Below are 24,278 nucleotides of genomic sequence, written 5' to 3'. Positions count from 1 at the left end.
GTCGCACGGCATGGGCCAGCCGCCTGCCGCTCATTTCGACAGGTAGATCACGATCGCGATCAGCCCGATCGCGGCGAGGGTCAGCAACACGAAGGTGAGCACGGCGCCACGCTGTCAGTCGTTTTCCCCGGAGTATTCCGCAGGACACCGGTCAGCGGCGTCGGCGGGCCGCTGATTACGGCAAGGATTCGTCCTACAAGCAAGGCCGGGCTTGCTTTCGTCCGGCGTTCGTCGGCTTTCGTCCGGAAGGCCCCCCGGCGCAACGTTATGCGCATTCGGCATGACCCCGCGCAAGCCGCTGTGGAACAATGCTTCATCCTGTTCTCCACGCATCCAACACCATGACTTCCAGCTCCGACGCCATCGTTTATCTGAACGGCGAATTGACGCCGCTGTCCGAGGCGCGCATCCCCGTGCTCGACCGCGGCTTTATTTTTGGCGACGGCGTCTACGAGGTGATCCCGGTCTATGCCGGCAAGCCGTTCCGCGCGGCACAGCATCTGGCCCGGCTCGCGCGCAGCCTCGATGCGATCGGTATTCCGAATCCGCATGACGAGGGCCAATGGACGGCGCTGATCGCGCGCGTGATGCAGGCCAATCCGATGCCGGACCAGATGATCTATATCCAGGTCACGCGCGGCGTCGCCAAGCGCATGCACGCCTTCCCGAAGGAAGTCACGCCGACCGTCTTCATCATGACCAATCCGATGTCGCTGCCGCCGGCCGCCGCGACCGAGCGCGGGGTGGCCTGCGTCACGATGGAGGACAAGCGCTGGCTGCACTGCCAGATCAAGTCGACCTCGCTGCTGGGCAATGTGCTGGCCGCGCAGAATGCGGCCGAGCATGGCGTGACCGAGGCCATCCAGTTCCGCGACGGCATGCTGACCGAGGCCTCGGCGTCCAACGTCTGGGTCGTCAAGAATGGCGTCGTCGCGGCGCCGCCCAAGGACAATCTGATCCTCGAAGGGATCCGCTATGGCCTGATCGAAGAGCTGTGCGCCCGCTTCGAGATTCCGCTGGTCTCCCGCCCGATCACCCGCGACGAGGTGTTCGCCGCCGACGAAGTCCTGCTGTCGTCGGCCAGCAAGGAGATCCTTCCGGTGGTGACGATCGACGGCCAAACGATCGGCAAGGGCGTGCCGGGACCAGTGTTCCAGCGCCTGTACAGGGCCTATCAGGAGGCCAAGACGGCCTGAAGCCGATTCGACGGAGGGAGCTGGCGGCGTGCCGGCTCCCACCCCACCGTGCCAAAGCCGCCGGCGGCGATGCGCCCCGGCGGCTTTTCCATTGCGGCTGCGGTTCTTGCTCCGGTTCTTGCTCCGGCTGTTACTTCGCCGTGGTAACCAGCACCTCGGCCTGCGCCCGCCCTGCCGTGCGAATGCGGTGCGGCAGATCGGCATCGAAGTACAGCGAATCGCCGATCGACAACGCGATCGTTTCCTCTCCGAGCATCACCTCGACCTGGCCCTTCAGCACGAACAGGAACTCCTCGCCGCTGTGCGCGGAGCGCGCTTCGTCGGGAAACTCCCGCGGCGGATACATGATGAAGGGCTCCATCGCCTTGACCTTGCGCTGCGCGGCAATCGCCTCGTAACGATAGGTCCCCTCGCGTTCCGAGGGTGACAGCGGCTCGCGCTCGCCGGCGCGCGAGATGCACACGACTTCGTGCGCGCTGTCGCGGGCATCGCCCAGCAGTTGCCCCGTTCCCATGCCGTAGGCATCGGCGATCTTCAGGATCGTGGCGATCGATGGCGAACTGAGCCCCCGCTCGAGCTTGGATAGATAGCTGCGCGTCAAGCCGGTCTGCTCGGCCAGCGTTTCCAGCGAAAAGCCGCGTTGGCGGCGGAGGGTGCGGAGGCGATGCGCCAGATTGACCATGACGAGGCGGTAGCGAAAGCGACCGCGGCATTATATCGACGCTCCGGGTACAACATGTCCTACTTGACACAACACATTCCGTAGGACACATTGTGTCATGCCGGCAATCACACGACACACAACGGAGAGTTCCAGATGAAAGCGCCCCGATGGATGATGGCGGTGGCCGGCTGTTGCCTGCTGACCGCCAATGCCTTATCCGCAGAGCCGTTCCCCGCCAAGCCGATCCGGCTGGTGGTGCCCTTTGGCGCCGGCGGCATCACCGACAACATCGCCCGCCTGGTCGGGCAGGAATGGTCCGGCGCGCTGGGCCAGACCGTGCTGATCGAGAACCGGCCTGGGGCCGGCGGCCTGATCGCCGCGCAGGCGGCCGCCAAGGCGGCGCCCGACGGCTATACGGTGTTCATGGGCACGGTGGGCACGCAGATCGTCAATCCGCTGATCTACCCAGCCGGCAAGCTGCCCTACTCGCCGGACAGCCAGTTCACGCCGCTGGGCATGGTGTCGAAGTCGCCCTTCATGCTGGCGGTGGCCGCCAGCGTGCCCGCGCGCGACCTCAACGAATTCCTCGCCTATGCGCGCAGCCATCCGGACCGGCTCGACTACGGATCGGCGGGCAGCGCCAGCGCGCCGCACATGAGCATGGAACTGTTCAAGCTGCTGAGCGGGACAAAGATCAATCACGTGCCGTACAAGAGCGGCGCGGAAGCCGTCAATGCCGCCATCGGCGGCCATGTCGCCGCGGTGATCGACGCCGTGCCGGTGGTGATGCCGCAGGTCAAGGCCGGCAAGCTGCGCGCGCTGGCGATCGCCAACGGCACGCGCTCCAGCGCCGCTCCCACGGTGCCCACGAGCCAGGAAGCCGGCTTGCCATCGTTCGAGACCAGTTCATGGAATGCGCTGTACGTCCCGGCCGGCACGCCGCCGGCAGTCGTCGACAGACTGGCCACGACGCTGCGGACCACGCTGGCGCGCCCGGGCTTGCGCAGCCGGCTCGCGGCGCAAGGCAGCGAGGCGCTGGCCGGCACCCAACAGGAATACGCCGCGACGATGGCCGCCGAAAAGAAGAAGTGGGCGGCGGTGGTCGAAGCGGCAAAGATCAAGGCCGAGTAAGGGCGACCCCAATCGGACGCCCCCCCGGGCGACCGCAACCGGACGACCGCAACCGGCCCCTCGACATCCCAACGGAGCATCCAACATGGCTGATACCTTCGACCTGAAGAAAGACGAGCTGATCGCCCGCGCACAGGGCGAGATGCAAACCCGGCTGACCGTGCCGGAACGATCGCTGCGCGAAAAGGTGGCGCTGACCTGCCGCATCCTGTTCGACGGCGGCCACGATTCCGGCCTTGCCGGCCAGATCACGGCTCGGGCGGACGCACCCGGCCGCTACTACACGCAGCAGCTGGGACTCGGCTTCGACGAGATCACCGCGGAAAACCTGCTGCTGGTCGACGAAGACCTGCGTGTGCTCGAGGGCGGCGGCATGGCCAATCCCGCCAACCGCTTTCACTCGTGGATCTATCGCGCGCGGCCGGACGTCAACTGCATCATCCACACGCATCCGTTCCACGCGGCCACGCTGTCGATGCTGGAAGTCCCGTTGACGGTGTCGCATATGGATACGTGCGTGCTGTATGGCGATTGCGCGTTCCTGGAGAAATGGCCGGGCGTGCCGGTCGGCAACGAGGAAGGCGAAATCATTTCGGCGGCGCTGGGCGACAAGCGCGCGATCCTGCTGGCCCACCACGGCCTGCTGATCGCGGCGACCTCGGTCGAGGAGGCCTGCGTGATGGCGCTGCTGTTCGAGCGCGCGGCCCGCATGCAACTGGCCGCGATGGCGGCCGGCACCATCAAGCCGCTGCCCGAGGCGCTGGCCACGGAGGCGCACGACTGGATCCTGACGCCGCGCCGCTCGCAGCTGACGTTCGAGTACTACGCCCGCCGGACGCTGGCGGCGGCACGCGGCTGAGTGGTGGCGTCTGGCGTCTGGCGTCTGGCGTCTGGCATCCGGCGTCCGGCGTCCGGCGTCCGGCGTCGGGCGTCCTGCGTCAGGCGTCAGCCGTCAGTCAGGCGTCAGGCGTCTGCCGTCTCGCGCCTGGCGCCTCCACGACGCCAGGCTATCGCGCTTCCCCCACGCTGGCGCACAGCACCCGCAGGCCCCCGCCGGCGGTCTGCAGGCCGTCCTTGCGGCGAGGGAAATAGCGCGCGTTCAGCGCCGGCGCGTCGAGATCCATCACCTCGGTAAAGCCCATGGCGGTCAGCCGTTGCACCAGTTGTTCCGGCACAAACTCCGACAGCCAGGGCTCGCCCAGCGCGGCCACCTGCTCGGCCATATGCGCCGCCATCACGCGCTCGAATGGCGGCAGCACGCCGGCATCGACGCGGTAGTCGAACACGATGCGCGTGCCCGCCGGCAGGCTGGCGACATGGCGCAACGTGCTTTCGATCGCGGAGTCCGTCAGATACGGCGTCACGCCAAGCCATACGAAGCAGGCGGGCCGGTCGCGGCGAAAGCCCGCTCGCTCCAGCACGCCCTGCAGCGATGCATGCTGAAGGTCGGCCGGCACGGCGGTCACACCGTCGGGCATGCTCAGCCCGGCCTGCCGCATCAGGTCCCGCTTCCACGCCTGCGTGGCGGGATGGTCGACCTCGAATACGCGCATGCCGTCGTCCGCCGCGGGCACGCGCCACGCCAGCGTATCGAGGCCCGCGCCGAGCACCACGCATTGGCGCACACCGGCGCGAACGGCCTCGGCCAGCTCGGCATCGGCCACCATCGCGCGCGCCACCACCGCGGCGCGCATCGGGCGCGCCATCGGGTCGTTATGGCGATAGGGATCGTCCCGCACGGCGCGTTCGAGTTCGGGGCCAAGAATCGGCAAGGCAATGGGATCGGGCAGCACGAGCGGATCGTCGAGCAACTGGTGAACGGCGCGCGCAATGGCCATCATCAGCGCTGTCGTGCTGGGCCGGCCCTGGGCCAGCGCGGTGGTGTCGGTGTGGGACATGGCGGTCTCCTGCTGCGAAAGCGGGGCAGAATAGACCCTGACGTGGACGTCAGGGTCAACCCCCCGCGCGTGCCGGTTCCCATCATGTCACGGCGTGACCCGATCGTCAGCGCCGCCGCGACGGCGCCTTACCGGCGTGCGTGCGCACCGCCTCGACAAACTCGCGCACGCCGGGATCGACCATGTGCCCGACCTGCAGCAGCGGCTCGTCGCGATAGGCCTTCAGCAGCTTGTCGCGCAGCCCTGCATCGTGGCCCACCATACGGTCGACCAAGGCATCCCAATCGCGCACCAGCGTGCGGCTCGCCGCCGCGGAAGGATCGGTGCCAGCCGCGATCAGCGCACGGGCGCGCTGCGCCAGCGCCCGCCATTCGGGTTCGAGCCGTTTGTCGAGCCGCGCCAGTTCGTCCGGCGACAGGTGCCGCCGCCACGCCGCCATGCGCAGTTCGACGGCCGCCTCCATATAGCGGATCATCGTCGCGTCGATGCCGCCAAAGCCCTGTTGCGCGGCCTGCTTGATCATTTCGCCCCAACGGATGGCCCGTGCCATGTCGCCCTGCATCCAGCGCATGGCCAGATGCATCCAGCGAGCCGCCAGCGCCTGCGTGCCGATCGCATCCGCGGGCCATTGCCCGGCCATCGCCTCGCGGATCTCGTCCAGCAGTGGCTGCCATTCCGCCTCGGTGGCGATCCACTCGCGGAAGATCGTTTCGAGCTCCGCCTCGCTGAAGTACTCGCGATACGCCCGCATCTGGCGCAGGGCCGCGAGCCAGTGCTCGATCTCGGGCTCGCCGCCCGCGGCCAGCACCGTCTGCAGCAGCACCAGACGGCCACGCAGTTCGGTCGCCCGGGCAATCTCGCGATCGAGCGCCTCGATCTGCTGCGTGACGATGCGATGCCGCGGCGGCCCCTCGCCCGCCAGTAGCGCGCCGATCGCGGCCAGCGACAGGCCGGACTGGCGCAAGACCTGGATCGCATGCAGCCGCGCCACGTCGTCGCGGTTGTAGAGGCGATAGCCCGCGGCCGAACGCCCGGAAGGCTTGAGCAGGCCGATGCGGTCGTAGTGATGCAGGGCGCGGACCGTCAGGCCCGTCTGCCTGGCGAGCGCGCCGACTTTCAGGAGCATGGGGAAGCGAGGGGGAGTTCAATCGACAAACGGCATTGGCGCGGCGCCTGTGGCCGCGACGGGCGTCATTGTCGCTCAGTCGCGCTTCACCTGGCGGCGGTGGCCTTCTTGGCGGTGGCTTTCTTTGCTGGGGTGGCTTTCTTTGCCGGGGTGGCTTTCCTGGCCGTAGTGACCTTCTTTGCAGCGGTAGCGTTCTTTGTATCGGTGGATTTCCTGGCCGCAGTGACCTTCTTTGCGGCGGTAGCGTCCTTTGTACCGGTGGCCTTCTTGGCAGCCGTGGCCTTCTCCGCAGCGGCGCCCCGCTTGGCGGCCGCAGGCGCCTTCGCGATAACCGCCTTCGCAGCCGCGGCCCCGCTCGTGGCGGCCTTCTTCGCCGGCGCCTTCGCCGCCGTCTTCGACGACGCCCTGCGCCTTCCCGCGCCACCACCGAACTCCAGCGTGATCCACGCCGGCGCATGGTCGCTCGCCTGCGGGGCGCCGCGGACCCAGCGATCGACGCCGGCCTCGCGCAACGCCGGGGCCAGCGTCGCGTTCAGCAGCAGATGGTCGATGCGCAGCCCCGAATTGGTCTGCCAGTGCTGGCGGAAATAATCCCAGAAGGTATAGATCCGCTCGTCGGGATATTTTTCGCGCAAGGCATCGACCCATCCCTGCTCCAGCAGGCGTCGATAGCAGGCGCGGCTTTCGGGCTGCAGCAAGGCGTCCTTGAGCCAGGAACGCGGGTTGTAGATGTCCTCGTCGGTCGGCACCACGTTGTAGTCGCCAGCCAGCACGACCGGATGGCCGCTGTCGTAGAGCGTGGCCGCATACTTCAGCAGGCGCTCGAACCAGGCCAGCTTGTAGTCGAACTTCGGGCCCGGCTGCGGATTGCCGTTCGGCAGATACAGGCAGCCCACCAGCACGCCATGCACCGCCGCCTCGATGTAGCGGCTCTGCTTGTCGCCATCGTCCCCGGGCAATCCACGCCGGCTTTCGATCGGCTCGGTTCCGCGCGACAGGATCGCCACGCCATTCCACGACTTCTCGCCATGCCAGATCGCGCCATAGCCGGCGGCACGAATCGCATCGATCGGAAAGCCGGAATCGACGGTCTTCAATTCCTGCAGGCAGACGACGTCGGGCGCCTCGCGCTCCAGCCATTCCAGCAATGCGGGCAGGCGGGCGCGGATGCCGTTGATATTGAAGGTGGCGATCTTCAGCATGGCACGTGTGAATGGGCGGATGGGCGGATGCGCGGATGGCTGGACAGGCTTGTTGGCTTGCCGTTGTTCCCTTTTTAGGAGAGCCACGCGGGCCCGGCAATCGGGCGGTGTCCCACAGCCCGCAAATCCGTGCCGCATTTTTTTCGCGGCAGGCTTGTGCGCACGCAAAAGCTTCTCTATAATCCGCGCCTTCCACAGGCTCGTAGCTCAGCTGGTTAGAGCACCACCTTGACATGGTGGGGGTCGTTGGTTCGAGTCCAATCGAGCCTACCAACGCAAATCGACGACGGCACCGGAGGCATCGCCATCCGGTGCCGGCGACGACCTTGCCCACCGCGATCGCGTTCTGCATCCCGGTTTTCCACTCAGTCGTTTCCTTGGCCGTTCCGTATCGGGCGCCATCACGCCGGCCGCATGACGTCATGGCGCCACGCCGCCGCAAGTCCGCATTGGCCCGGCCGCAGCATTGGCGCTCGCGATGTGACCGACGGGCTAACCCCGCCCGCGCCGCCCCAACACCCGCCTGACGGCCGCCTCGAAGCGCGGATCCAGCACCGCGCCCACATTGAACCGCGCCCAAGGCGACCGGGCCTCCGGATCGACACGGAACACGCGGCCGGGCGCGATCATCACCTTCTGCGCGAGCAAGGCCTCGGCCAGCGCCAGCGAGTCCGGCGCGTCCGGAAACGCGGCCCACAAGTACAGGCTCTGCGGCGGACGCACCCATACGTCCGCGTCCAGCCGATCGAACAGCGCCAATGCCTGCTCGGTGGCGGCGGCCAGCCGCGCCCGCAGTTTGGCGAGATAGCGCTGGTAATGGCCTTCGCTGAGGATCACGTCGACCGTGCGCTCGCAGTACTCCGAGCTGCTGACATGGATCAGCGCCTTCAGGTCGGCCAGATCGCTGGCCAGCGCGTCGTTGCACGCGATATAGCCGACCCGCAGCGCCGCCGAGAAGGACTTGGAAAAGCTGCCGATATAGATCGTGCGCTGCAACTGGTCCAATGCGGACAGCCGCGGCAGCGTGGTCGGCTTGAAGTCCGCCAGCGCATCGTTCTCGACCACCAGCAAATTGAAGCGCTCGGCCAGTTGCAGTACGCGATAGGCCCTGGCCGCGGAAAGATCCGAGCCGGTGGGGTTGTGGCCGACCGATTGGGTGAAGAACAGCCGCGGCCGCTCGCGGGTCAGGATCTGCTCCAGCGCGTCGATGTCCGGGCCATCCGCGAGCCGCGGCACGCCGACGATGCGGGCGCCGGCAAGCTTTAGCTTGCCGAACAGCGGGTAATAGCCGGGATCGTCGACCAGCACCGTGCCGCCGGCCGGCACGAAGTAGCGGATCACCAGGTCCAGCGCCTCGTTGGCGCCGTGCGTCAGCACGATCTGCCTGGCCTGCGCGCCGATGCCGACATCGCCGAGCTTGCGGACCAGATGGTCGCGCAGCGGGCCGAAGCCGAAACGGTTGCCGTAGCGGAACAGCGCGCCCAGGCCGGTGCGCACGACCTTGTGGTGATAGCGGTCCAGCCGCGCCTCCGCCAGCCATGACACCGGCGGGAAGCCGTCCCCGACCGCCAGCACGTCGGGCCGGCTCTTCAATTGCTCGCGCATCAGCCAGACGATGTCCATCGCGCGGCCCAGTGTGCCGGCATCCTCCTCGGGCGCGGGCCGGACCGCCACCTCCCGAACGAAGAAGCCCGAGCCACGCCGCGGCTCGACCAGCCCGCGCGCGACCAGCAGTTCGAAGGCGGCCACGATCGTGTTCTTGCTGTAGCCATGCAGTTGCGCCAGTTCGCGCAACGAGGGCAGGCGATCGCCGGTGCGATAGGCGCCTTCGGCGATCTGGCGGGCGATCGAGTCGGCCAGCGTGGTGGCGAGCGATGGGGATTTGCGGGCGGTGCCGGGAGCGGTGGAGGTCATCGATAGGGCGCAAATACCGGGCGGCTGGTCACTGTCCCCGCAAACTGTACCCCTATTGACTGGTACAGTCACCCTAGACTGTCTCCATTCCATACCAGAGAACCATAGAACGGAGACCTCGATGCTTGCCTCCCTCCCCTCGTCCGATGCCGCCGCTGCCTCCGATGCCACCGCCGCGGCCGACTCCCGACGCAAACCCGTCGATTCCCGCCTGCCGCGCTTTCGCGAGATGACGCCGGCCCAGCGCCTGGCCGCCATCGCGGACGCGGTCGGCCTGGACGACGACGAGCACGCACTGCTGGCCGAGCCCGGCGCGCTGGGCGCGGCACGTGCCGACGGCATGATCGAAAACGTGATCGGCACCTTCGAACTGCCCTTCGGCGTGGCCGGCTACTTCCAGATCAATGGCAAGGACGTGCTGGTGCCGATGGCGGTCGAGGAACCGTCCGTCGTTGCCGCGGCCTCCTACATGGCCAAGCTCGCGCGCGGCTGCGGCGGCTTCGAGACCTCGAGCTCCGGCCCGCTGATGCGGGCGCAGGTGCAGGTGGTTGGCGTCGCCGATCCCTATGGCGCGCGGCAGGCGCTGCTGCGCCATCGCGACGAGATCCTCGCCGTTGCGAACGCGCGGGACAAGGTGCTGATCGGACTCGGTGGCGGCTGCCGCGACATCGAGGTCCATGTGTTTCCCGACACGCCGCGCGGCGCCATGGTGGTGATGCACCTGATCGTCGACGTGCGCGACGCGATGGGCGCCAATACCGTCAATACGATGGCCGAGGCGGTATCGCCGGTGGTCGAGCGCATCACCGGCGCGCCGGTCCGGCTGCGCATCCTGTCGAACCTCGCCGACCTGCGCCTTGCGCGCGCACGCGTGCGGCTGACGCCCGAAGCGCTGGCCACCGGCGAGCGCAGCGGCGAGGCCATCATCGAAGGCGTGCTCGACGCCTACACCTTCGCGGCAATCGACCCGTACCGCGCGGCGACACACAACAAGGGCATCATGAACGGCATCGATCCGGTCATCGTCGCGACCGGCAACGACTGGCGCGCGGTCGAGGCCGGCGCGCATGCCTATGCCTGCCGCGCGGGCCGCTACACGTCGCTGACGCATTGGGAGAAGGACGCCACCGGCGCGCTGGTCGGCACCATCGAATTGCCGATGCCGGTGGGGCTGGTGGGCGGCGCCACCAAGACCCATCCGCTGGCGCGGCTCGCGCTGAAGATCCTGGGCGTGCAAAGCGCGCAGGAACTCGGCGAAATCGCCGCCGCAGTCGGACTGGCGCAGAATCTCGGCGCCCTGCGCGCGCTCGCCACCGAAGGCATCCAGCGCGGCCATATGGCGCTGCACGCCCGCAATATCGCGCTGGTCGCCGGCGCCGTCGGCCAGGAGGTCGAACAGGTGGCGCGCCGGATGGCCGAGGAAAAGGACGTGCGCACCGACCGTGCAATCGAACTGCTGGCGCAGCTGCGGCAGGGATAGCGGCAATTACCCGCCGGGGGAGGACTGCCCGCCCCCCGCTCGCCACACCAAGAAAAAGCGCCCGCCGACAAGCGAGGCGCCACACAGGAGACAACCATGCAACCACAACCCAAGGCCGCCGGCAGCCCGCTGGTCGAAGTCTGGGGCGATACCGCCAATCCGCGCCATCTCGCCTGCGCCATCGTCATCGGCGGCGCGCTGAGCCTCGCGGCCTTTGCGATCGCCAGCCGCATCCTGACCGAACTGGTCCGCACACCGGAGCTCGCGCGCGCCTATGCGATGCTCGCCGGGCTGGCCGGCTGCGTGCTGGCCGGCTTCATCTGCGCCTGCCTCTTCAAACCCAAGCGCGTGGTCACCGAGGACAGCGGAACCGATGCGAGCAGCGCAACCGCGGCCGCCGCACGCGAGCAGGCGCTCGACCGTCTTGCCGAGGAATCCGGTGGACTCGGAACCATGGCCGACCTCCCCGCCGCCACGGTGCAGGAACTGCGCGAACTCCAGCTCTACGAGCTGTTTGCCGCGCGCGAACGCGGTGCGATGGCCGCCGGCCACGCCGACGTCGCGATACCGGATGCGGACGCGGCCGCCGCTCCTGCTCGCCCCAACGCCGCCTGACCCGCCACCGCCTGGAGCGCATCATGATCGAATCCGCCCCTCTGCTGACGCAGATCCTTGTCGCGCTGGGCATGGGCCTGGCCGGCGCCATCGTCTTCGCGGCGATCGGCCTGGTGTCGGGCACCGACGAGACCACCACGCTCGCGCCGCTGACGTTGCTGGTCGTGCTGCTCGGCGTGCCGCCCGCCGGCGTGTTCACCTTCTTCCTGGCCGGCGCGGTCGCCAAGCACATGACGCACGCGGTGCCGACCGCGTTGCTCGGCATTCCCGGCGATACCATGGCCACGCCGCTGATGCAGGACGCCAATCATCTGCGCAATCTCGGCGTGCCGCATATCGCGCTGCGCAAGATGATTTCCGGCGCCATCGTCGCCGCGTTCTGCGCGGTGCCGCTGGCCGTGCTGTTCGCCGTGCTGCTGGCCCCGTTCGGCGCCACGATCACCAAGGCGGCCCCGTGGATCTTCGTGGCCGCCGCGCTGGTGATCGCCTACGCGTCGCCGGGCCGCTGGGCCTCGGTGGCGACGCTGGTGCCCTTCGTGGTGGTGATCGTCGCGCTGCAGACCCTGACCGCGAAATTCGGCGTCAAGATGAGCATCAGCTATTTCCTCGGCATCGCGATCGGCCCGCTGATCGCGGACCTGTTTTCGACGCTGTCGCCGGTCGACCGTCCGCGCATGCAGCGCAAGGAAGCCCGCACGTTTACGCTGGCACCTGACGTGAAGGGATGGAGCGGCTATTTCCCCAATCCGTTGAAGGTAATGGACGGCACGCAGACCCGCTGGACCGTGGCGACCGCGGCGATCTCGAGCGCAACCTTCGTGTTCAGCCCGGTCGCGATGACCGTGGTGCTGGGCGAACTCGTCGGCTCGCGCATCAAGCACGCCTATCACCGGCTGACCACGGTGCTCAGCGCCCGCAACGGTGTCACCGAGGCGACCTATATCGCCGAGGCGCTGATTCCGCTGATCGCCTTCGGCCTGCCGCTGAGCCCGGTGGCCGCCGGTCCGGCCGCGCCGCTGTTCAATGCCCCGCCGGTCTTCACCGTCGATGCCGGCAACGGCCAGACCCACAACCTGCACAACCTGCTGAGCCACTGGGAATTCCTCGGCTACGGCCTGCTGGCGGTGCTGCTGGCGGCGATCGTGTCGTATCCGTTTGCGATGAATTACGCGCGCCGCGCCGCGCTGTTCGTATCGCGCCGCATTTCGCACGAGGCCATCGTCGCCACCTTTGTCGGGCTGATCCTGGTGATCAGCGTGTGGGAAGGTCAGCTGCTGGGCCTGCTGGTGATCGTCACGCTCGGCTCGATCGGCGGCCTGCTGTCGCGCGTGCTGGGCTTCAACACCGGCGTGCAGTTCATGGGGTATTACACGGCGGTGCTGACGGTGCCGGCGCTGATCAAGCTGGCGGGATAAGCGCACCGCCTACCGCTTCCTGCCCCTGCGGTTCGCCAGCGTCGCAGCTGGCGAACCGTGCTTCACTCGCCTTCCCAATAGTCCAGGCTCCCCTCCGCGCGGCCGATATAGGCAAACCCATTGCCGTGATCGAGCACGCCGAACTTGCCCGAGTCGGGATAGTGGCAAAGCTCCGGCGCGGTCATCGTGCTGACGGCCAGCACTTTCAGTTCCTGCGTACCGGTATTGATGATCTGATGCGCGGTTTCCGGACCGCCCGCCGGACAGGCGATCACGTCGCCGGCGCGAACGGGATGGCGCGACTCGCCGATGCGCACTTCGCCGCTGCCTTCGACGATAAAGAACATCTCCTCGTTGGCGCGGTGGCTGTGGAAAGGAAACACGCGCTTGCCGGGCTCGATCACCGTCAGGTTGTAGCCGAGCTTTTGCGCGCCGAGCATGCGCCCGATCGGCGCCATGCGGCCGCCGTAGCGGTCGGCGGGGAGTTCGGAGCCGTATTGGCGCGACAAGTCGGCGAAGTCGAGGTATTGGGCGTCGGCGATGTTCAGGATGGGGCGTGACATGGAGTCGTCTCCTTGAAGATTGTTGTCCTGACAGTCTAGTGTTGGCCTGACACCATGTTCGAACAATGGAAATCAAGGCTGGGCAGTCATCTCACCCCCGTGCGTCGGATTGCGTCCGCCCAAATCGCCACGACAAGCGTTGCGCTGCGCCGGCCAATTGGCGCGCGACGTTGCCGTCGTGCCCGCTATCGAAACTCCCCGCCGTCCCCATCGCCGCGAGCACCAGCACCACGGTACCGGTGTGGTCGAACACCGGCACCGCCAACGTATGGATGCCGGGCACCGGTTTGTCCAGCGCATCGTCGACGCCTTGCGCGCGAATGCGGGCCAGCCTCGCGGCATAAGAGGTCTTGCCGGTCCCGTTGTCCTTCGTCGACGCGCCCGCCATCCGCACCGCTTCCTGGTGGAGCATTCCGCCGAGCACGTCTTCCGGCAGATGCGCGGCAAACACGCGGCCGATTGCGGTATTCACCAGCGACAGCACCGTGCCGACGCGCAGGCTGACGTGCTGCGGCCGCGTCGATTCCTCGAGCCGCACGACCGTCGGTCCGAGCGGCCCGAGCACGGCCATTGCGACACTGAGGCCGGTATCCACGGCAAGGCCGCGCACTTCCGGCTCGGCCTCGCGCACCGGCGACAGGCGCTGCAACGCGATCAGTCCCAATTGCAGGGCCAGCGGTCCCGGCAGAAAGCGGCCATCGGCATCGCGCTCGAGCACGCCGGCTCGCAACAGGCTGACCAGGTGCGGAAAGGCCTTGGCGGGCACCATGCCCGCGCCGCGCGCCAGTTCGCTCAGCGCGAGCGGACCGCCAGCGCGCAGCAGCGCACCGATCAGCTGCGCGCTGGCGTCGAGCGCCTGAATGCCGCGTTGCGGCTTGCCCGTGGCCTCGTCGGTCGTTCCAGTGGCATTCGTCATGGCTCAGCCCTCTACGCGCAGTGAATCGGCGATCTGCCCTGCGGTTGCCTGCAGGGCGCGCGCAAGATCGCCTCGCCAGGTCGTGTCGATGGTTGCGGTCGGGCCGATTGCGGTAAGAAGCAGCCGGAGGGCGCCGGCGGCGTCGCGTACCGGCACGCACAGGCTGCTGACGCCGGGACTCGGGATATCGATGCTGCGGGCGATGCCGCGGCTGCGCACCTCGTCCAGTTCGGCAAGGAACGCCGCGCTTTTGGGACGCGCCGGCAGGGCGTCGAACAGCGGCACCCATTGCGCCTCGGGCATGCAGGCGCAATACATGCGGCCGGTAGCAGTAGTGGCCAGCGACATCACGGTGCCGACATGCAGGTTGACGTGCAGCGGCGCGTTGCCGCGCTCGTAGCGCACGATGGTAGGACCCTGCGGGCCCGGCACGCTGACCGCCACGCTGCAGCCCGTTTGCGCGGTCAGCGCGGCAACCAGCGGCACCGCGGCGTGCAGGCCGGGATCCAGCTCCAGCCACATCCGCGCCAGTTGCAGCGCCAGCGGCCCGGGTTCGAAGCGATCATCGAGATGGTCGCGCTTGATCCAGCCCTGCCGCGTCAGCGATACGAGGTAGGGATGGGCCTGAGCCGGGGCGATGCCCACGCCCGTGGCGAGTTCGACCGCAGATAGCGGTGCGCCCGCCTCTGCCAGCGCCTGCAGGAAGCGGCCCGCCACGTCGACGCTCTGCACGCCGCGCTGCGTCTTCTCCTGTCCCGCCTGCCCTGCCTCGCTCATGGTTGCCCTCCGAAAGGCTGGATATTAATCCAACGCCGCATGGGCGCCGCGCTTGCCACCCGCCGGTCTGTTGTTCGTTCTTTATGTTTTAGCCAATAACTTATCCATTGACTAACGCACGGAGACCTCCTACCATCCGTCTACCCCGACAACGCCGCATGCCCTCTCGCGCGCGGCCAATCCAATAACGAAGGGGCGAGACAGTACCTGTGCATTGCCGCTGCGCAATGCCGCCCGCTGCCGCGCCCCGTCACCCACGACGAGGCAAGCATGGCCAAAGCATTCGCATCGCAAGCCGACCTGGAAGCCAAAAAGGTCACCTTCACCCAGCTGTCCGAGAACGCCTACGCCTACACGGCCGAAGGCGACCCGAACTCGGGCGTGATCATCGGCGACGACGGCGTGCTGATCGTGGACACCACCGCGACGCCGGCGATGGCGCAGGACCTGATCGCCAGGATCCGCACGGTCACCGACAAGCCGATCAAGTACGTCGTGCTGTCGCACTACCACGCGGTCCGCGTACTGGGCGCCTCGGCGTATTTCGCCGAGGGCGCGCAGCAGATCATCGCCAGCCGCGGCACCTACGAAATGATCGTCGAGCGTGGCGAGGCCGACATGAAGTCGGAGATCGAGCGGTTCCCGCGCCTGTTCGCCGGCGTCGAGACCGTGCCGGGCCTGACCTGGCCGACGCTGGTGTTCGACAAGGAAATCACGCTGTTCCTCGGCAAGCTGGAAGTCCGCATCGCGCATCTCGGCTCGGGCCACACCAAGGGAGACACCGTGGTCTGGCTGCCGTCGCAGAAGGTGCTGTTCTCCGGCGATCTGGTCGAGTACGAGGCAGCTTGCTATTGCGGCGACGCGCAGCTGGCCCAATGGCCGGCGACGCTGGACGCGCTGCAGGCGCTGGGCGCCGAGAAGCTCGTCCCGGGGCGCGGTCCGGCCTTGACCACGCCGCAGCAGGTCCGCGAGGGCATCGCCTACACCAAGGACTTCGTCAGCACGCTGTACCGCGCCGGCCAGGAAGCGGTCGCTCGGAAGATGGATCTGAAGGCCGCGATGGCGCATACCCGCAAGAGCATGGACCCGAAGTTTGGCCACGTCTTCATCTACGAGCACTGCCTGCCCTTCGACGTGACGCGCGCCTATGACGAGGCGTCCGGCATCACGCATCCGCGCATCTGGACCGCCGAGCGCGACAAGGAAATGTGGGCCGCGCTGCAGGACTGACGCGGCGGTATCGGCATCGGTATCGGTATCGGTATCGGTATCGGTATCGGTATCGGTATCGGTATCGGTATCGGTATCGGTATCGGTATCGGTATCGGTATCGGTATCGGCATCCAGGATGGTGGAAGGAGACAACAAGATGGCGGTCGACTATCAACGATTGACCTTTGAATACCGGCCGTGCGCGGAGCAATCGGCTACCAACGCGATGCATCCGGTCGTGGTCGTCGGTGCCGGCCCGGTAGGCCTGGCCACCGCGATCGACCTGGCCCAGCAAGGCATCGAGGTCGTACTGCTGGACGACGATTGCACACTGTCGACCGGCTCGCGCGCGATCTGCTTTGCCAAGCGCACGCTGGAGATCTTCGATCGACTTGGCTGCGGCGATCGCATGGTGGACAAGGGCGTGCGCTGGAATCTCGGCAAGGTGTTCCTGCGCGACCAGATGGTCTATGCGTTCGATCTTCTTCCCGAAAGCGGACATCGCCGGCCGGCCTTCATCAACCTGCAGCAGTATTACGTCGAAGGCTTCCTGCTCGAGCGCGCGCTCGAACTGCCGAATCTGCAGATCCGCTGGAAGAACAAGGTGGTCGGCATCGAGCGCCGCGATGAGGGCGGCGCGGATGCCACCGTCACGCTGACCGTGGAAACGCCCGATGGCACATATCCGGTGCGGGCTCGTTATGTCGTTGCCGCCGACGGCTCGCGCAGCCCGATGCGCAATCTGCTGGGCCTGGACAGCAAGGGCCGCACCTTCAAGGACCGCTTCCTGATCGCGGATATCCGGATGGAAGCCGGCTTTCCAAGCGAGCGCTGGTTCTGGTTCGATCCGCCCTTCCATCCGAATCAATCGGTGCTGCTGCATCGGCAGCCCGACAACGTCTGGCGTATCGATTTCCAGCTGGGCTGGGACGCGGACCCGGTGCTGGAGAAATCGCCGGATCGCGTCATTCCTCGCGTGCAGGCCCTGCTCGGCCCGGATGCGAAATTCGAGCTCGAATGGGTCAGCGTGTACACGTTCTCGTGCCTGCGCATGGACAGCTTCCGGCATGGCAACGTGCTGTTCGCCGGCGACTCGGCGCATGGCGTGTCGCCCTTCGGCGCGCGCGGCGCCAATAGCGGCGTACAGGATGCGGACAATCTGGCCTGGAAACTGGCCCACGTGCTGCGCGGCGAGGCACCGGACGCGCTGCTCGACACCTATGCCAGCGAGCGCGAATACGCGGCGGACGAGAACATCCGCAATTCGACTCGCTCCACGGACTTCATCACGCCGAAGAGCCAGGTAAGCCGTGTGTTTCGCGATGCGGTGCTGACGCTGGCGGCGAAGCATCCGTTTGCGCGGACGCTGGTCAATAGCGGGCGCCTGTCGGTGCCGAGCGTGCTGGCCTCGTCCCCGTTGAATACGGTCGACACCGATGCCTTCGCTGGCGCCATGATTCCTGGGGCGCCGTGTGCCGATGCTCCGGTCGAGGCCGATGGCGCCGAGGATTGGCTGCTGTCGCAGCTGCATGGCGGATTCAGCTTGCTGGTCTACGGCCATCCCGACGATCTCGATGCGGAGGCCGCCAGGCAGATCGCCGCGCTCCGCCGTCAAGCCGGTGCACCACGGATGCTGTTCGTCGCGCCGGACGGTCATCGCGCTGCCCGGACATCGGACATTGCTGTGGTCAGGGATCGCGACGGCATCGTGGCGCAACGCTACGACGCGGTGCCGGGTACCGCGTATCTGATACGTCCGGACCAGCATGTCTGCGCACGCTGGCGTGCGGTGGATGCGGAACGGGTGATGGAGGCAATGGCTCGCGCTCAAGGCAAGCGTCTGGCGGAAACTGCGCCGGCGGCGCGAGGAACACGGGCCTGCGCCGAAGCGCTCGCGGCATGATCCCCAGCAAGCGGCAACGACATCCCTCGGAGACACCATGCCCCTTATCACCGCCGCCAACCTCGCCCGTCCCGACGACTTCTACGAAGCCTTGATCGACATGCACCGCGATCTGGACGATGCGCAAAGCCAGGCGGCCAACGCCCGCCTGATCCTGCTGCTGGCCAACCATATCGGCGACCACGAGACGCTGCTGTCGGCGCTGCAACTGGCGCGCGAGGCCGAAACGGCCGCGGCCTGATTCGACGAGATACGCGACGAGATACGCGACAACATATTCGACGAACGACAGGGCGCGCTCGCGCCAACGGTTGATACACGACGGAATCCACTCCGGGCCCACGGTGCGCAAGACACCGGCCCGTTAAGGGCGGCGCGATCCGCCCCTCTTTTTCCTCCTTCCTGCTTTACGGAGACAAAGCATGTCCCAACTCCACGCGGGCACCGCGACGCCCCCGCTCGCCCTCGCACACGAAGAAGACGCCCTGCACCAGAAGATCTGGCTGCGCATCGTCCCCTTCCTGTTCGTCTGCTACGTCATTTCCTTCCTTGACCGCATCAATATCGGCTTCGCGCAATTGCAGATGAAGCAGGACCTCGGCTTCAGCGATGCAATGTACGGACTCGGCGCCGCGGTGTTCTATGTCGGCTATGTACTGTGCGAAGTGCCAAGCAATATGCTGCTCGCCCGCTTCGGCGCTCGGCGGACTTTCACGCGGATCATGCTGCTGTGGGGCGCCGTCTCGGTGGGAATGGCCTTCGTCTCCACGCCGGCGCAGTTCTACACGCTGCGTTTCCTGCTCGGCGTATTCGAGGCCGGCTTTTTCCCCGGCATCGTGCTGTACATGACCTACTGGTTCCCCGCGCATCGGCGCGCGGCCGTGATGGCCATCTTCTTCGCGGGTGTCGCGATTGCCGGCGTATTGGGCGGCTTGGTCTCCGGCTGGATCATGCGCGATATGGCCGGCGTGATGGGGCTGTTCGGCTGGCAATGGATGTTCGCCATCGAAGGCGCGCCCGCCGTGCTGCTCGGCTTGATCGCCGCCTGGTATCTGGTTGACAGCCCCGCCGACGCCAAATGGCTGACCGCTCGCGAGAAGGCGCTGCTGGCACGGCAACTGGAAGGCGAGCAAGGCAGCCACGCGGCCCATACGCTCGGCGCCCTGCGCGAGGCGCTGCGCAACCCCAGGCTGTATGTGTTCGCGTTTATCTATTTCGCGCTGACCTGCGGCTCGCTGACGCTGAATTTCTGGATGCCGCTGATGATTCGCGATTTCGGCATTACCGATGTCGTGTCGATCAGCTTGTATAGCGTCATTCCGAATGCCGTGGGCGCCGTCGGTCTTATCCTGATCGCGCGGCATTCGGACCGCACCGGCGAGCGGCACAAGCATTTCCTGCTGTGCTGCTGCGGCGGTGCCCTGGCGCTCGCACTGCTGACCCTGCGACTGCCGCATTTCGGCGCGATGCTGGCGATCCTGTCTGTGGCGGCGGTGCTGATCTTTGCGGCGCTGCCGATCTTCTGGTCGCTGCCACGCAGCTATTTGCCCGGGCATACCGCTGCAACCGGACTCGCGTTCATCAGCAGTGTCGGCATTACCAGCGGGATCGTCAGCCCGTGGGTGATCGGGCAGGTCAAGGTTCAGACCGGCAGCATGGATAACGCGCTGTATCTGTTGGCGGGATTGCTGGTGGCGGCCGGGATCGTCATGTGGACAGCGGTGCCGAGGGATGCGGGGCAGTAATCGTCGCCAGTTCGGCCATTTCAAGGGGGAATTGCCAACGCCGCTTCGGTCTTTGATATGGTTTCGACATGAGCAATGACTTATGCGTCCATTCCCGACAACGGCTCAGGGGACGCGGGAGGCAAGCACATGTACGTCATCATGGGCGGTACCGGACATGTTGGATCGGCGACAGCGGATGCGCTGCTCGCCCGCGGCCAGGCGGTCACCATCGTGACCCGTTCGGCCGCCCGCGCCGCGAAATGGCGCGACAAGGGCGCCGCGGTCGTCGAGGCGGACGTGGAAGACGTGGCGTCACTGCGGGCCGCGTTTCAGCGGGGACGCCGAGCGTTCCTGCTCAATCCGCCCGCCGATACCAGCAAGGACACCGATGCGATCGAGCGGCACACGGTGGCCAACATCCTTGCCGCGCTTCAGGGCTCGGGCCTGGAGAAGGTCGTCGCCGAATCCACAGGCGGCGCCCAGCCCGGCGAGCGCATCGGCGATTTGAGCGTCCTGTGGGAGCTCGAAGAAGGACTGCGCCGCCAACCGATTCCTGCGGCGATCAATCGCGCCGCTTACTACATGAGCAATTGGGATTGGCTGCTCGATACGGTACGCAGCACGGGCAAGCTGCCGACGATGTTTCCTGCCGATCTACCAATCCCCATGGTGGCGCCACGCGATTTGGGGGAAGCGGCAGCAGCCAGGCTGATGTCCCCGCTCGACGATGTTGGCGTCCGCCATGTGGAAGGGCCACGGCGGTATTCATCCGAAGAGGTTGCGATGGCCTTCTCGCAGGCACTTCGGCGGCCCGTTCAGGTCGAAGTCGTGCCGCGGGAGAAGTGGAAGGAGACGTTTGTGGGGCTGGGGTTCTCGGATGCCGCTGCCGATTCCTATGCGCGGATGACCGCCGTCAGTGTGGACAGTCGGTTCGATTTGTCCGAGGAACCGATGAGGGGTGGGACGGGGCTGGAGGAATACATCGAAAGACTGGTGGCCGAGGGCGATGCGTAGGGCCACGTTCTCGCTCGCATCTCGCCGACTCTCAATTCAGCCGGGCACTTCCCGCAAATCGGCCCATCAGCAGCGAGCGTCCGCTGGTTTGATCATTTCTTCCTGCCTTTATCGTAATGCCACTTGATGGCGAAGAACATGCCCGTGCCCAACACGAGGACCTTGAACGCGATAAAGACGATAGGGAACCAATCCATCATTTGAGTACTTCCAGGCCATGGCCTGACGCTATTGATTGTGAGAAGCACGGCCCCGGAACGCTGCTTCTGCAGTTTTATTTCCTGTTCAAGCCGTCGTCGAATCCAGCTTCGATCATAACATCGCACGCCATGCGCCGTGCGCCTGGTCTGAGCGACAGCCCCACCAAGCGCTTCGATTTTTCGTCCCTATCCTCCAGCAAGAAGACGGATCGCGCGTGTTGTCGCCCGTCGGAGATTGTTGCCGTTCGGTCAACATACTGAAGGCCGCCGCGACTCTACTGCCAATCGCCCCTCCTGCCTACACTCGGTGGCAACGATCGTTGCACAACCCGTGCGACGGTCGAGGAAGATGTCCGCGCAGCGAAACGGACCTCGCCTGCCGCATCGTGCGGCTTACCCACTCAATTGACAGGACTCCAGAAAATGAGCGAAACAATCCGCAATGTGCAGCCGGTGACCGTCAACCTTGGCAACGCAGGTTCCGGCGAACTCGTTCCCTCCCGCTACACCGTGCGCATCGGTGACGTCGACGTCGTGCTGATCAGCGATGGCATTCTGCCGCTTCCGACCAGTACCATGTCGACCAACGTGAGCCAATCGGACCGCAACGAATGGTTCGATAGCCGCTTCCTGCAACGTGACATGTTCGACTGGGCGCTGAATATCGCGCTCGTGCGTAGCGGCGAACGCCTGATCCTGATCGATTCGGGCCTCGGTGACGGATTCGAATACTTCTCGCGCGCCGGTCGGTCGGTGATGCGGCTGGAATCGGCCGGTATTGATCTGGCTGCCATCACCGATATCGTCATCACCCATATGCACATGGATCATGTCGGTGGCCTGAACGTGGATGGCGTCAAGGCCCGCCTGCGGCCGGACGTACGCATTCACGTAGCGGCCGCGGAAGTCGAATTCTGGAAGAATCCGGACTTCAGCCAGACGGTCATGCCGGAAACGGTTCCTCCCGCCTTGCGCAAGGCGGCCGCCAAGTTCGTCGAGCTCTACAGCAAGAACCTCGTGCTGTTCGATCAGACCGTCGAAGTCGCAGCGGGCGTGTCGGCGCGTGTAACGGGTGGACACACCCCGGGGCACTGCGTCGTGGATGTTGCATCGAAGGGCGAGAAGCTGACCTTCGTGGGCGATGCCATCTTCGAAGTCGGCTTCGACAATCCCGCTTGGCAGAATGGCTTCGAGCACGAACCGGAAGTCGCTGTGGACGTGCGTATCGCGCTGCTTAACGAAGCCGCCGAGACTGGCGCTCTACTGGCCGCGGCGCATGTCGCCTTCCCGTCCATCGGTCATGTGGCAAAGAACGGCGGGAATTTCCGCTTCGTTCCGGTGCAGTGGGATTACTGATCGATACTCGACGACAAACCGCCATCGAGTCGATTGCGACGATGATCGCGAGAAAAGCGCCGAGGGTTCAAAAGACCCGCGGCGCCTTTCTTTCCAATCACGGCAGCGCTGCCAGCCGGCCCCAACAGCGAGGCGGTTTGCCGTCAGCAATATCAGATCAGCGCGATCCCACCATCGACGCGCAGGTTCACGCCGGTGATGAAGCTGCCTTCCTCACTGGTCAGCATCAGTGCCGCCGATGCAATCTCCTCGGCACGCCCAAGGCGACCAAGCGGAATGGCACCTGCCACGGCTGCCTCGAAAGCTGGCCGGTCACCGTCGGCAACGCCCAGCTTGGACAGAATCGGCGTATCGACGGGACCTGGGCTGATGACGTTCACCCGAATGCCGCGCGCCTTGAACTCGAGCGCCCAGCCCTGCGCAAACGCCTCAATTGCCGCCTTGGAACCTGCATAGACGGCGTGTCCATCGAGCACCTTGGCACTGGCAATCGAACTGACAAGGAGAACGGAGCCACCGTCGCGCAACACCGGCACGATCTTCTGCACGCCGAAGAACACAGCTCGCGTGTTGGTGGCGAACTGGGCGTCGTATTCGTCGATGTCAACCTGGGCGGACGGCCTGATCTGGTTCATGCCCGCGTTGGCCACGTAGATGTCGGCCCCGCCAAACCGCTTGACGACCTCTGCCGACACGCGATCATGCGTGGACAGATCGGCGATATCGCCTGTCAGGCCACTCGCGCGCGGCCCCAGTTCGGCTACCGTCGCATCAACGGCGTCCGCGCGCCGGCCGACGATGAGCACCTGGGCCCCCTCGTCGACGAACCGCCTTGCCATCGCCAATCCGATACCGCTGTTGCCGCCCGTAATCACCGCGACCTTTCCTTCAAGCTTGCCCATCGTGTACCTCGACATTCCTGTTTGATGAGATTGAAAATCTAGAGGATCCGTCGCAAGGCGAGCAGCCCTGCATTGGGCGCATGACTTGTGCCAAATTGTCTTCCATGTCGATAGAACGCCTCCATGGCCTTTCAGCCTTTGTCCGTGCGGTAGAAACGGGTTCGTTCACCAGGGCCGCCAGGCTCCTCGGCACTACGCCCTCGGCCATTTCGAAGAGCGTGTCGCGACTTGAAGCCCGATTGGGCGTGAAGCTCTTTCACCGATCTACCCGCGCCTTCGCACTGACCGACGAAGGGACCGTCTTCTACCGACGCGTCGCGCCGCTGGTGCGAGGACTCGAGGAAGCAAGCGAGGGGTTGATTGCGCCGTCGGAGATGGCGGCGGCAGGTCATCTTCGCATCAGCATGCCGGCCGATCTGGGCGCCACATTGCTGGCCGCGATCGCGTCGAAATTGATGCCGCGCCATCCGCGCCTGTCCCTGGACGTCAGCTTCAGCGACCAGCACGCCGATCTGATCCGCGAGGGGTTCGACCTGGCCTTCCGCGCCGGTCACGCACCTGACAGCGGCCTGCATGCACGGCACCTGACAACCCTTCCTGTGGTGCTCGTGGCCTCGCCTGCGTACCTGGAACGTTGCGGGGAGCCTCGCACGGCGGCGGACCTGCTGCACCATCGCCATGTGCGTTATCGGTTGGCAGGACAAGTCATGCCGGTCACGCTTGCCGACGGCACGCGGCTGCAGACGAAGGGGTCCTTCGATGCCGACAATGGCGCTGCGATGCGCACGGCAGCGCTCAGCGGCCTGGGTATCGCGCAGCTGCTGCACGTCGCCGTGCAGGCTGACCTCGATGCCGGCCGGCTGCAGCGTGTAGTGCCAGCGTTGGCGCTACGCGCGGTACCGCTGCAGGTGCTGCACGGATTCGGTCGACGGATGCCGGCGCGCGCAAGCGTACTGGTGGACTTTGTCGCGGCGGAGCTTGCCGGCCAGACCAAAGGCGCGCACGCGATGCGAGCGTGAGCCGATGCGAGTGCTGATGGGGGTGGCAATGTACCGATGCCCTCGATC

22 protein-coding genes, 1 tRNA gene and 1 pseudogene are annotated in these 24,278 nt (G+C 66.2%); 15 read left to right on the top strand and 9 right to left on the bottom strand.

All coding sequences use genetic code 11. From position 1 onward, the window contains the following. On the top strand, positions 1-345 hold a 345-nt coding region (locus AC6EI8_RS05865), incomplete at its 5' end, for a hypothetical protein (protein WP_498381492.1). Further along, on the top strand, positions 342-1,196 hold the full coding sequence (locus AC6EI8_RS05860) for a D-amino acid aminotransferase (protein WP_498381491.1): 855 nt from the start codon (positions 342-344) through the stop codon (positions 1,194-1,196). The genes AC6EI8_RS05865 and AC6EI8_RS05860, both read left to right, overlap by 4 nt. Positions 1,197-1,326: 130 nt before the next feature. Here AC6EI8_RS05860 and AC6EI8_RS05855 read toward each other — a convergent pair whose 3' ends face one another. Beyond that, a complete protein-coding gene (locus AC6EI8_RS05855; protein WP_149316544.1) occupies positions 1,327-1,878 on the bottom strand; it encodes a helix-turn-helix domain-containing protein in 552 nt (183 codons plus the stop codon). Between the two features lie 135 nt (positions 1,879-2,013). Here AC6EI8_RS05855 and AC6EI8_RS05850 point away from each other — a divergent pair, with 135 nt between their 5' ends. Continuing rightward, complete coding sequence (locus tag AC6EI8_RS05850; protein ID WP_223819548.1) at positions 2,014-2,991, top strand: Bug family tripartite tricarboxylate transporter substrate binding protein; 978 nt, start codon at positions 2,014-2,016, stop codon at positions 2,989-2,991. 85 nt (positions 2,992-3,076) lie between these two features. Then, positions 3,077-3,850, top strand: coding sequence for an aldolase (locus AC6EI8_RS05845; RefSeq protein ID WP_149316396.1), 774 nt, complete (start codon positions 3,077-3,079; stop codon positions 3,848-3,850). 148 nt (positions 3,851-3,998) lie between these two features. Here the strand turns inward: AC6EI8_RS05845 and AC6EI8_RS05840 are convergent, their stop codons facing one another. The 3 genes and pseudogenes from AC6EI8_RS05840 to xth form a co-directional block, all read right to left on the bottom strand. Then, positions 3,999-4,889: a class I SAM-dependent methyltransferase gene (locus AC6EI8_RS05840; RefSeq protein WP_498381490.1), complete on the bottom strand. Its 891-nt coding sequence runs from the start codon at positions 4,887-4,889 to the stop codon at positions 3,999-4,001. Between the two features lie 106 nt (positions 4,890-4,995). Beyond that, complete coding sequence (locus tag AC6EI8_RS05835; protein ID WP_498381489.1) at positions 4,996-6,015, bottom strand: MerR family transcriptional regulator; 1,020 nt, start codon at positions 6,013-6,015, stop codon at positions 4,996-4,998. Positions 6,016-6,413: 398 nt separating this feature from the next. Then, positions 6,414-7,217: pseudogene (xth, locus tag AC6EI8_RS05830) on the bottom strand (exodeoxyribonuclease III); the annotation flags it as partial. Between the two features lie 196 nt (positions 7,218-7,413). On the opposite strand from xth, the gene AC6EI8_RS05825 reads away from it, so the two are divergent. After that, positions 7,414-7,490: transfer RNA gene (locus AC6EI8_RS05825), tRNA-Val, on the top strand. Positions 7,491-7,709: 219 nt separating this feature from the next. On the opposite strand, the gene AC6EI8_RS05820 is transcribed toward AC6EI8_RS05825, so the two are convergent. Continuing rightward, positions 7,710-9,131 (bottom strand): aminotransferase-like domain-containing protein, encoded by a 1,422-nt coding sequence (locus tag AC6EI8_RS05820; protein WP_498381488.1) that lies wholly within the window; start codon positions 9,129-9,131, stop codon positions 7,710-7,712. Positions 9,132-9,252: 121 nt separating this feature from the next. On the opposite strand from AC6EI8_RS05820, the gene AC6EI8_RS05815 reads away from it, so the two are divergent. The 3 genes from AC6EI8_RS05815 (at position 9,253) to AC6EI8_RS05805 (ending at position 12,641) form a co-directional block, all read left to right on the top strand. Then, complete coding sequence (locus AC6EI8_RS05815; protein ID WP_498381487.1) at positions 9,253-10,611, top strand: hydroxymethylglutaryl-CoA reductase, degradative; 1,359 nt, start codon at positions 9,253-9,255, stop codon at positions 10,609-10,611. A gap of 96 nt (positions 10,612-10,707) precedes the next feature. Further along, positions 10,708-11,226 carry a hypothetical protein gene (locus tag AC6EI8_RS05810; protein WP_150082877.1) on the top strand — a complete coding sequence of 173 codons (519 nt, stop codon included), beginning with the start codon at positions 10,708-10,710 and terminating at the stop codon, positions 11,224-11,226. A gap of 23 nt (positions 11,227-11,249) precedes the next feature. Beyond that, positions 11,250-12,641 carry a tripartite tricarboxylate transporter permease gene (locus AC6EI8_RS05805; RefSeq protein ID WP_498381486.1) on the top strand — a complete coding sequence of 464 codons (1,392 nt, stop codon included), beginning with the start codon at positions 11,250-11,252 and terminating at the stop codon, positions 12,639-12,641. A gap of 62 nt (positions 12,642-12,703) precedes the next feature. Here AC6EI8_RS05805 and AC6EI8_RS05800 read toward each other — a convergent pair whose 3' ends face one another. From AC6EI8_RS05800 to AC6EI8_RS05790, 3 genes are all read right to left on the bottom strand, one after another. Then, positions 12,704-13,204 carry a cupin domain-containing protein gene (locus tag AC6EI8_RS05800; RefSeq protein ID WP_149316404.1) on the bottom strand — a complete coding sequence of 167 codons (501 nt, stop codon included), beginning with the start codon at positions 13,202-13,204 and terminating at the stop codon, positions 12,704-12,706. A gap of 91 nt (positions 13,205-13,295) precedes the next feature. Further along, on the bottom strand, positions 13,296-14,120 hold the full coding sequence (locus tag AC6EI8_RS05795; RefSeq protein WP_498381485.1) for an IclR family transcriptional regulator: 825 nt from the start codon (positions 14,118-14,120) through the stop codon (positions 13,296-13,298). A 3-nt stretch (positions 14,121-14,123) separates the two neighbouring features. After that, positions 14,124-14,897, bottom strand: a complete 774-nt coding sequence (locus AC6EI8_RS05790; protein ID WP_498381484.1) for an IclR family transcriptional regulator — start codon at positions 14,895-14,897, stop codon at positions 14,124-14,126. Between the two features lie 270 nt (positions 14,898-15,167). Here AC6EI8_RS05790 and AC6EI8_RS05785 point away from each other — a divergent pair, with 270 nt between their 5' ends. From AC6EI8_RS05785 to AC6EI8_RS05760, 6 genes are all read left to right on the top strand, one after another. Then, positions 15,168-16,127 carry an MBL fold metallo-hydrolase gene (locus AC6EI8_RS05785; protein ID WP_149316407.1) on the top strand — a complete coding sequence of 320 codons (960 nt, stop codon included), beginning with the start codon at positions 15,168-15,170 and terminating at the stop codon, positions 16,125-16,127. Positions 16,128-16,266: 139 nt separating this feature from the next. Beyond that, entirely contained in the window at positions 16,267-18,012 is a 1,746-nt protein-coding gene (locus AC6EI8_RS05780) for an FAD-dependent oxidoreductase (protein ID WP_498381483.1), read from the top strand. A 37-nt stretch (positions 18,013-18,049) separates the two neighbouring features. Continuing rightward, complete coding sequence (locus AC6EI8_RS05775) at positions 18,050-18,253, top strand: DUF2783 domain-containing protein (RefSeq protein WP_498381482.1); 204 nt, start codon at positions 18,050-18,052, stop codon at positions 18,251-18,253. A gap of 181 nt (positions 18,254-18,434) precedes the next feature. Beyond that, a complete protein-coding gene (locus tag AC6EI8_RS05770) occupies positions 18,435-19,757 on the top strand; it encodes an MFS transporter (RefSeq protein WP_498381481.1) in 1,323 nt (440 codons plus the stop codon). A gap of 129 nt (positions 19,758-19,886) precedes the next feature. Then, positions 19,887-20,753 (top strand): NmrA family NAD(P)-binding protein, encoded by an 867-nt coding sequence (locus AC6EI8_RS05765; protein ID WP_226106719.1) that lies wholly within the window; start codon positions 19,887-19,889, stop codon positions 20,751-20,753. A 623-nt stretch (positions 20,754-21,376) separates the two neighbouring features. Continuing rightward, complete coding sequence (locus AC6EI8_RS05760; RefSeq protein ID WP_498381480.1) at positions 21,377-22,309, top strand: MBL fold metallo-hydrolase; 933 nt, start codon at positions 21,377-21,379, stop codon at positions 22,307-22,309. A gap of 152 nt (positions 22,310-22,461) precedes the next feature. On the opposite strand, the gene AC6EI8_RS05755 is transcribed toward AC6EI8_RS05760, so the two are convergent. Continuing rightward, on the bottom strand, positions 22,462-23,211 hold the full coding sequence (locus tag AC6EI8_RS05755) for an SDR family NAD(P)-dependent oxidoreductase (RefSeq protein WP_498381479.1): 750 nt from the start codon (positions 23,209-23,211) through the stop codon (positions 22,462-22,464). 80 nt (positions 23,212-23,291) lie between these two features. Between AC6EI8_RS05755 and AC6EI8_RS05750 the strand changes: the two genes are divergently transcribed. Then, positions 23,292-24,230, top strand: coding sequence for a LysR family transcriptional regulator (locus tag AC6EI8_RS05750; protein ID WP_498381478.1), 939 nt, complete (start codon positions 23,292-23,294; stop codon positions 24,228-24,230). The last annotated feature ends 48 nt before the right edge of the window (positions 24,231-24,278 follow it).

Source organism: Cupriavidus sp. R6-3, from assembly GCF_059772245.1.
Note: the sequence above shows the minus strand (reverse complement) of the source record. Positions and strands in the feature narration are given on the sequence as shown.

What these genes read in the sequence shown, in the direction of transcription:
- AC6EI8_RS05860 (WP_498381491.1), top strand. Translation starts at nt 342, where the DNA reads ATGACTTCCAGCTCCGACGCCATCGTTTATCTGAACGGCGAATTGACG.
- AC6EI8_RS05855 (WP_149316544.1), bottom strand. Translation starts at nt 1,878, where the DNA reads ATGGTCAATCTGGCGCATCGCCTCCGCACCCTCCGCCGCCAACGCGGC.
- AC6EI8_RS05850 (WP_223819548.1), top strand. Translation starts at nt 2,014, where the DNA reads ATGAAAGCGCCCCGATGGATGATGGCGGTGGCCGGCTGTTGCCTGCTG.
- AC6EI8_RS05845 (WP_149316396.1), top strand. Translation starts at nt 3,077, where the DNA reads ATGGCTGATACCTTCGACCTGAAGAAAGACGAGCTGATCGCCCGCGCA.
- AC6EI8_RS05840 (WP_498381490.1), bottom strand. Translation starts at nt 4,889, where the DNA reads ATGTCCCACACCGACACCACCGCGCTGGCCCAGGGCCGGCCCAGCACG.
- AC6EI8_RS05835 (WP_498381489.1), bottom strand. Translation starts at nt 6,015, where the DNA reads ATGCTCCTGAAAGTCGGCGCGCTCGCCAGGCAGACGGGCCTGACGGTC.
- AC6EI8_RS05820 (WP_498381488.1), bottom strand. Translation starts at nt 9,131, where the DNA reads ATGACCTCCACCGCTCCCGGCACCGCCCGCAAATCCCCATCGCTCGCC.
- AC6EI8_RS05815 (WP_498381487.1), top strand. Translation starts at nt 9,253, where the DNA reads ATGCTTGCCTCCCTCCCCTCGTCCGATGCCGCCGCTGCCTCCGATGCC.
- AC6EI8_RS05810 (WP_150082877.1), top strand. Translation starts at nt 10,708, where the DNA reads ATGCAACCACAACCCAAGGCCGCCGGCAGCCCGCTGGTCGAAGTCTGG.
- AC6EI8_RS05805 (WP_498381486.1), top strand. Translation starts at nt 11,250, where the DNA reads ATGATCGAATCCGCCCCTCTGCTGACGCAGATCCTTGTCGCGCTGGGC.
- AC6EI8_RS05800 (WP_149316404.1), bottom strand. Translation starts at nt 13,204, where the DNA reads ATGTCACGCCCCATCCTGAACATCGCCGACGCCCAATACCTCGACTTC.
- AC6EI8_RS05795 (WP_498381485.1), bottom strand. Translation starts at nt 14,120, where the DNA reads ATGACGAATGCCACTGGAACGACCGACGAGGCCACGGGCAAGCCGCAA.
- AC6EI8_RS05790 (WP_498381484.1), bottom strand. Translation starts at nt 14,897, where the DNA reads ATGAGCGAGGCAGGGCAGGCGGGACAGGAGAAGACGCAGCGCGGCGTG.
- AC6EI8_RS05785 (WP_149316407.1), top strand. Translation starts at nt 15,168, where the DNA reads ATGGCCAAAGCATTCGCATCGCAAGCCGACCTGGAAGCCAAAAAGGTC.
- AC6EI8_RS05780 (WP_498381483.1), top strand. Translation starts at nt 16,267, where the DNA reads ATGGCGGTCGACTATCAACGATTGACCTTTGAATACCGGCCGTGCGCG.
- AC6EI8_RS05775 (WP_498381482.1), top strand. Translation starts at nt 18,050, where the DNA reads ATGCCCCTTATCACCGCCGCCAACCTCGCCCGTCCCGACGACTTCTAC.
- AC6EI8_RS05770 (WP_498381481.1), top strand. Translation starts at nt 18,435, where the DNA reads ATGTCCCAACTCCACGCGGGCACCGCGACGCCCCCGCTCGCCCTCGCA.
- AC6EI8_RS05765 (WP_226106719.1), top strand. Translation starts at nt 19,887, where the DNA reads ATGTACGTCATCATGGGCGGTACCGGACATGTTGGATCGGCGACAGCG.
- AC6EI8_RS05760 (WP_498381480.1), top strand. Translation starts at nt 21,377, where the DNA reads ATGAGCGAAACAATCCGCAATGTGCAGCCGGTGACCGTCAACCTTGGC.
- AC6EI8_RS05755 (WP_498381479.1), bottom strand. Translation starts at nt 23,211, where the DNA reads ATGGGCAAGCTTGAAGGAAAGGTCGCGGTGATTACGGGCGGCAACAGC.
- AC6EI8_RS05750 (WP_498381478.1), top strand. Translation starts at nt 23,292, where the DNA reads ATGACTTGTGCCAAATTGTCTTCCATGTCGATAGAACGCCTCCATGGC.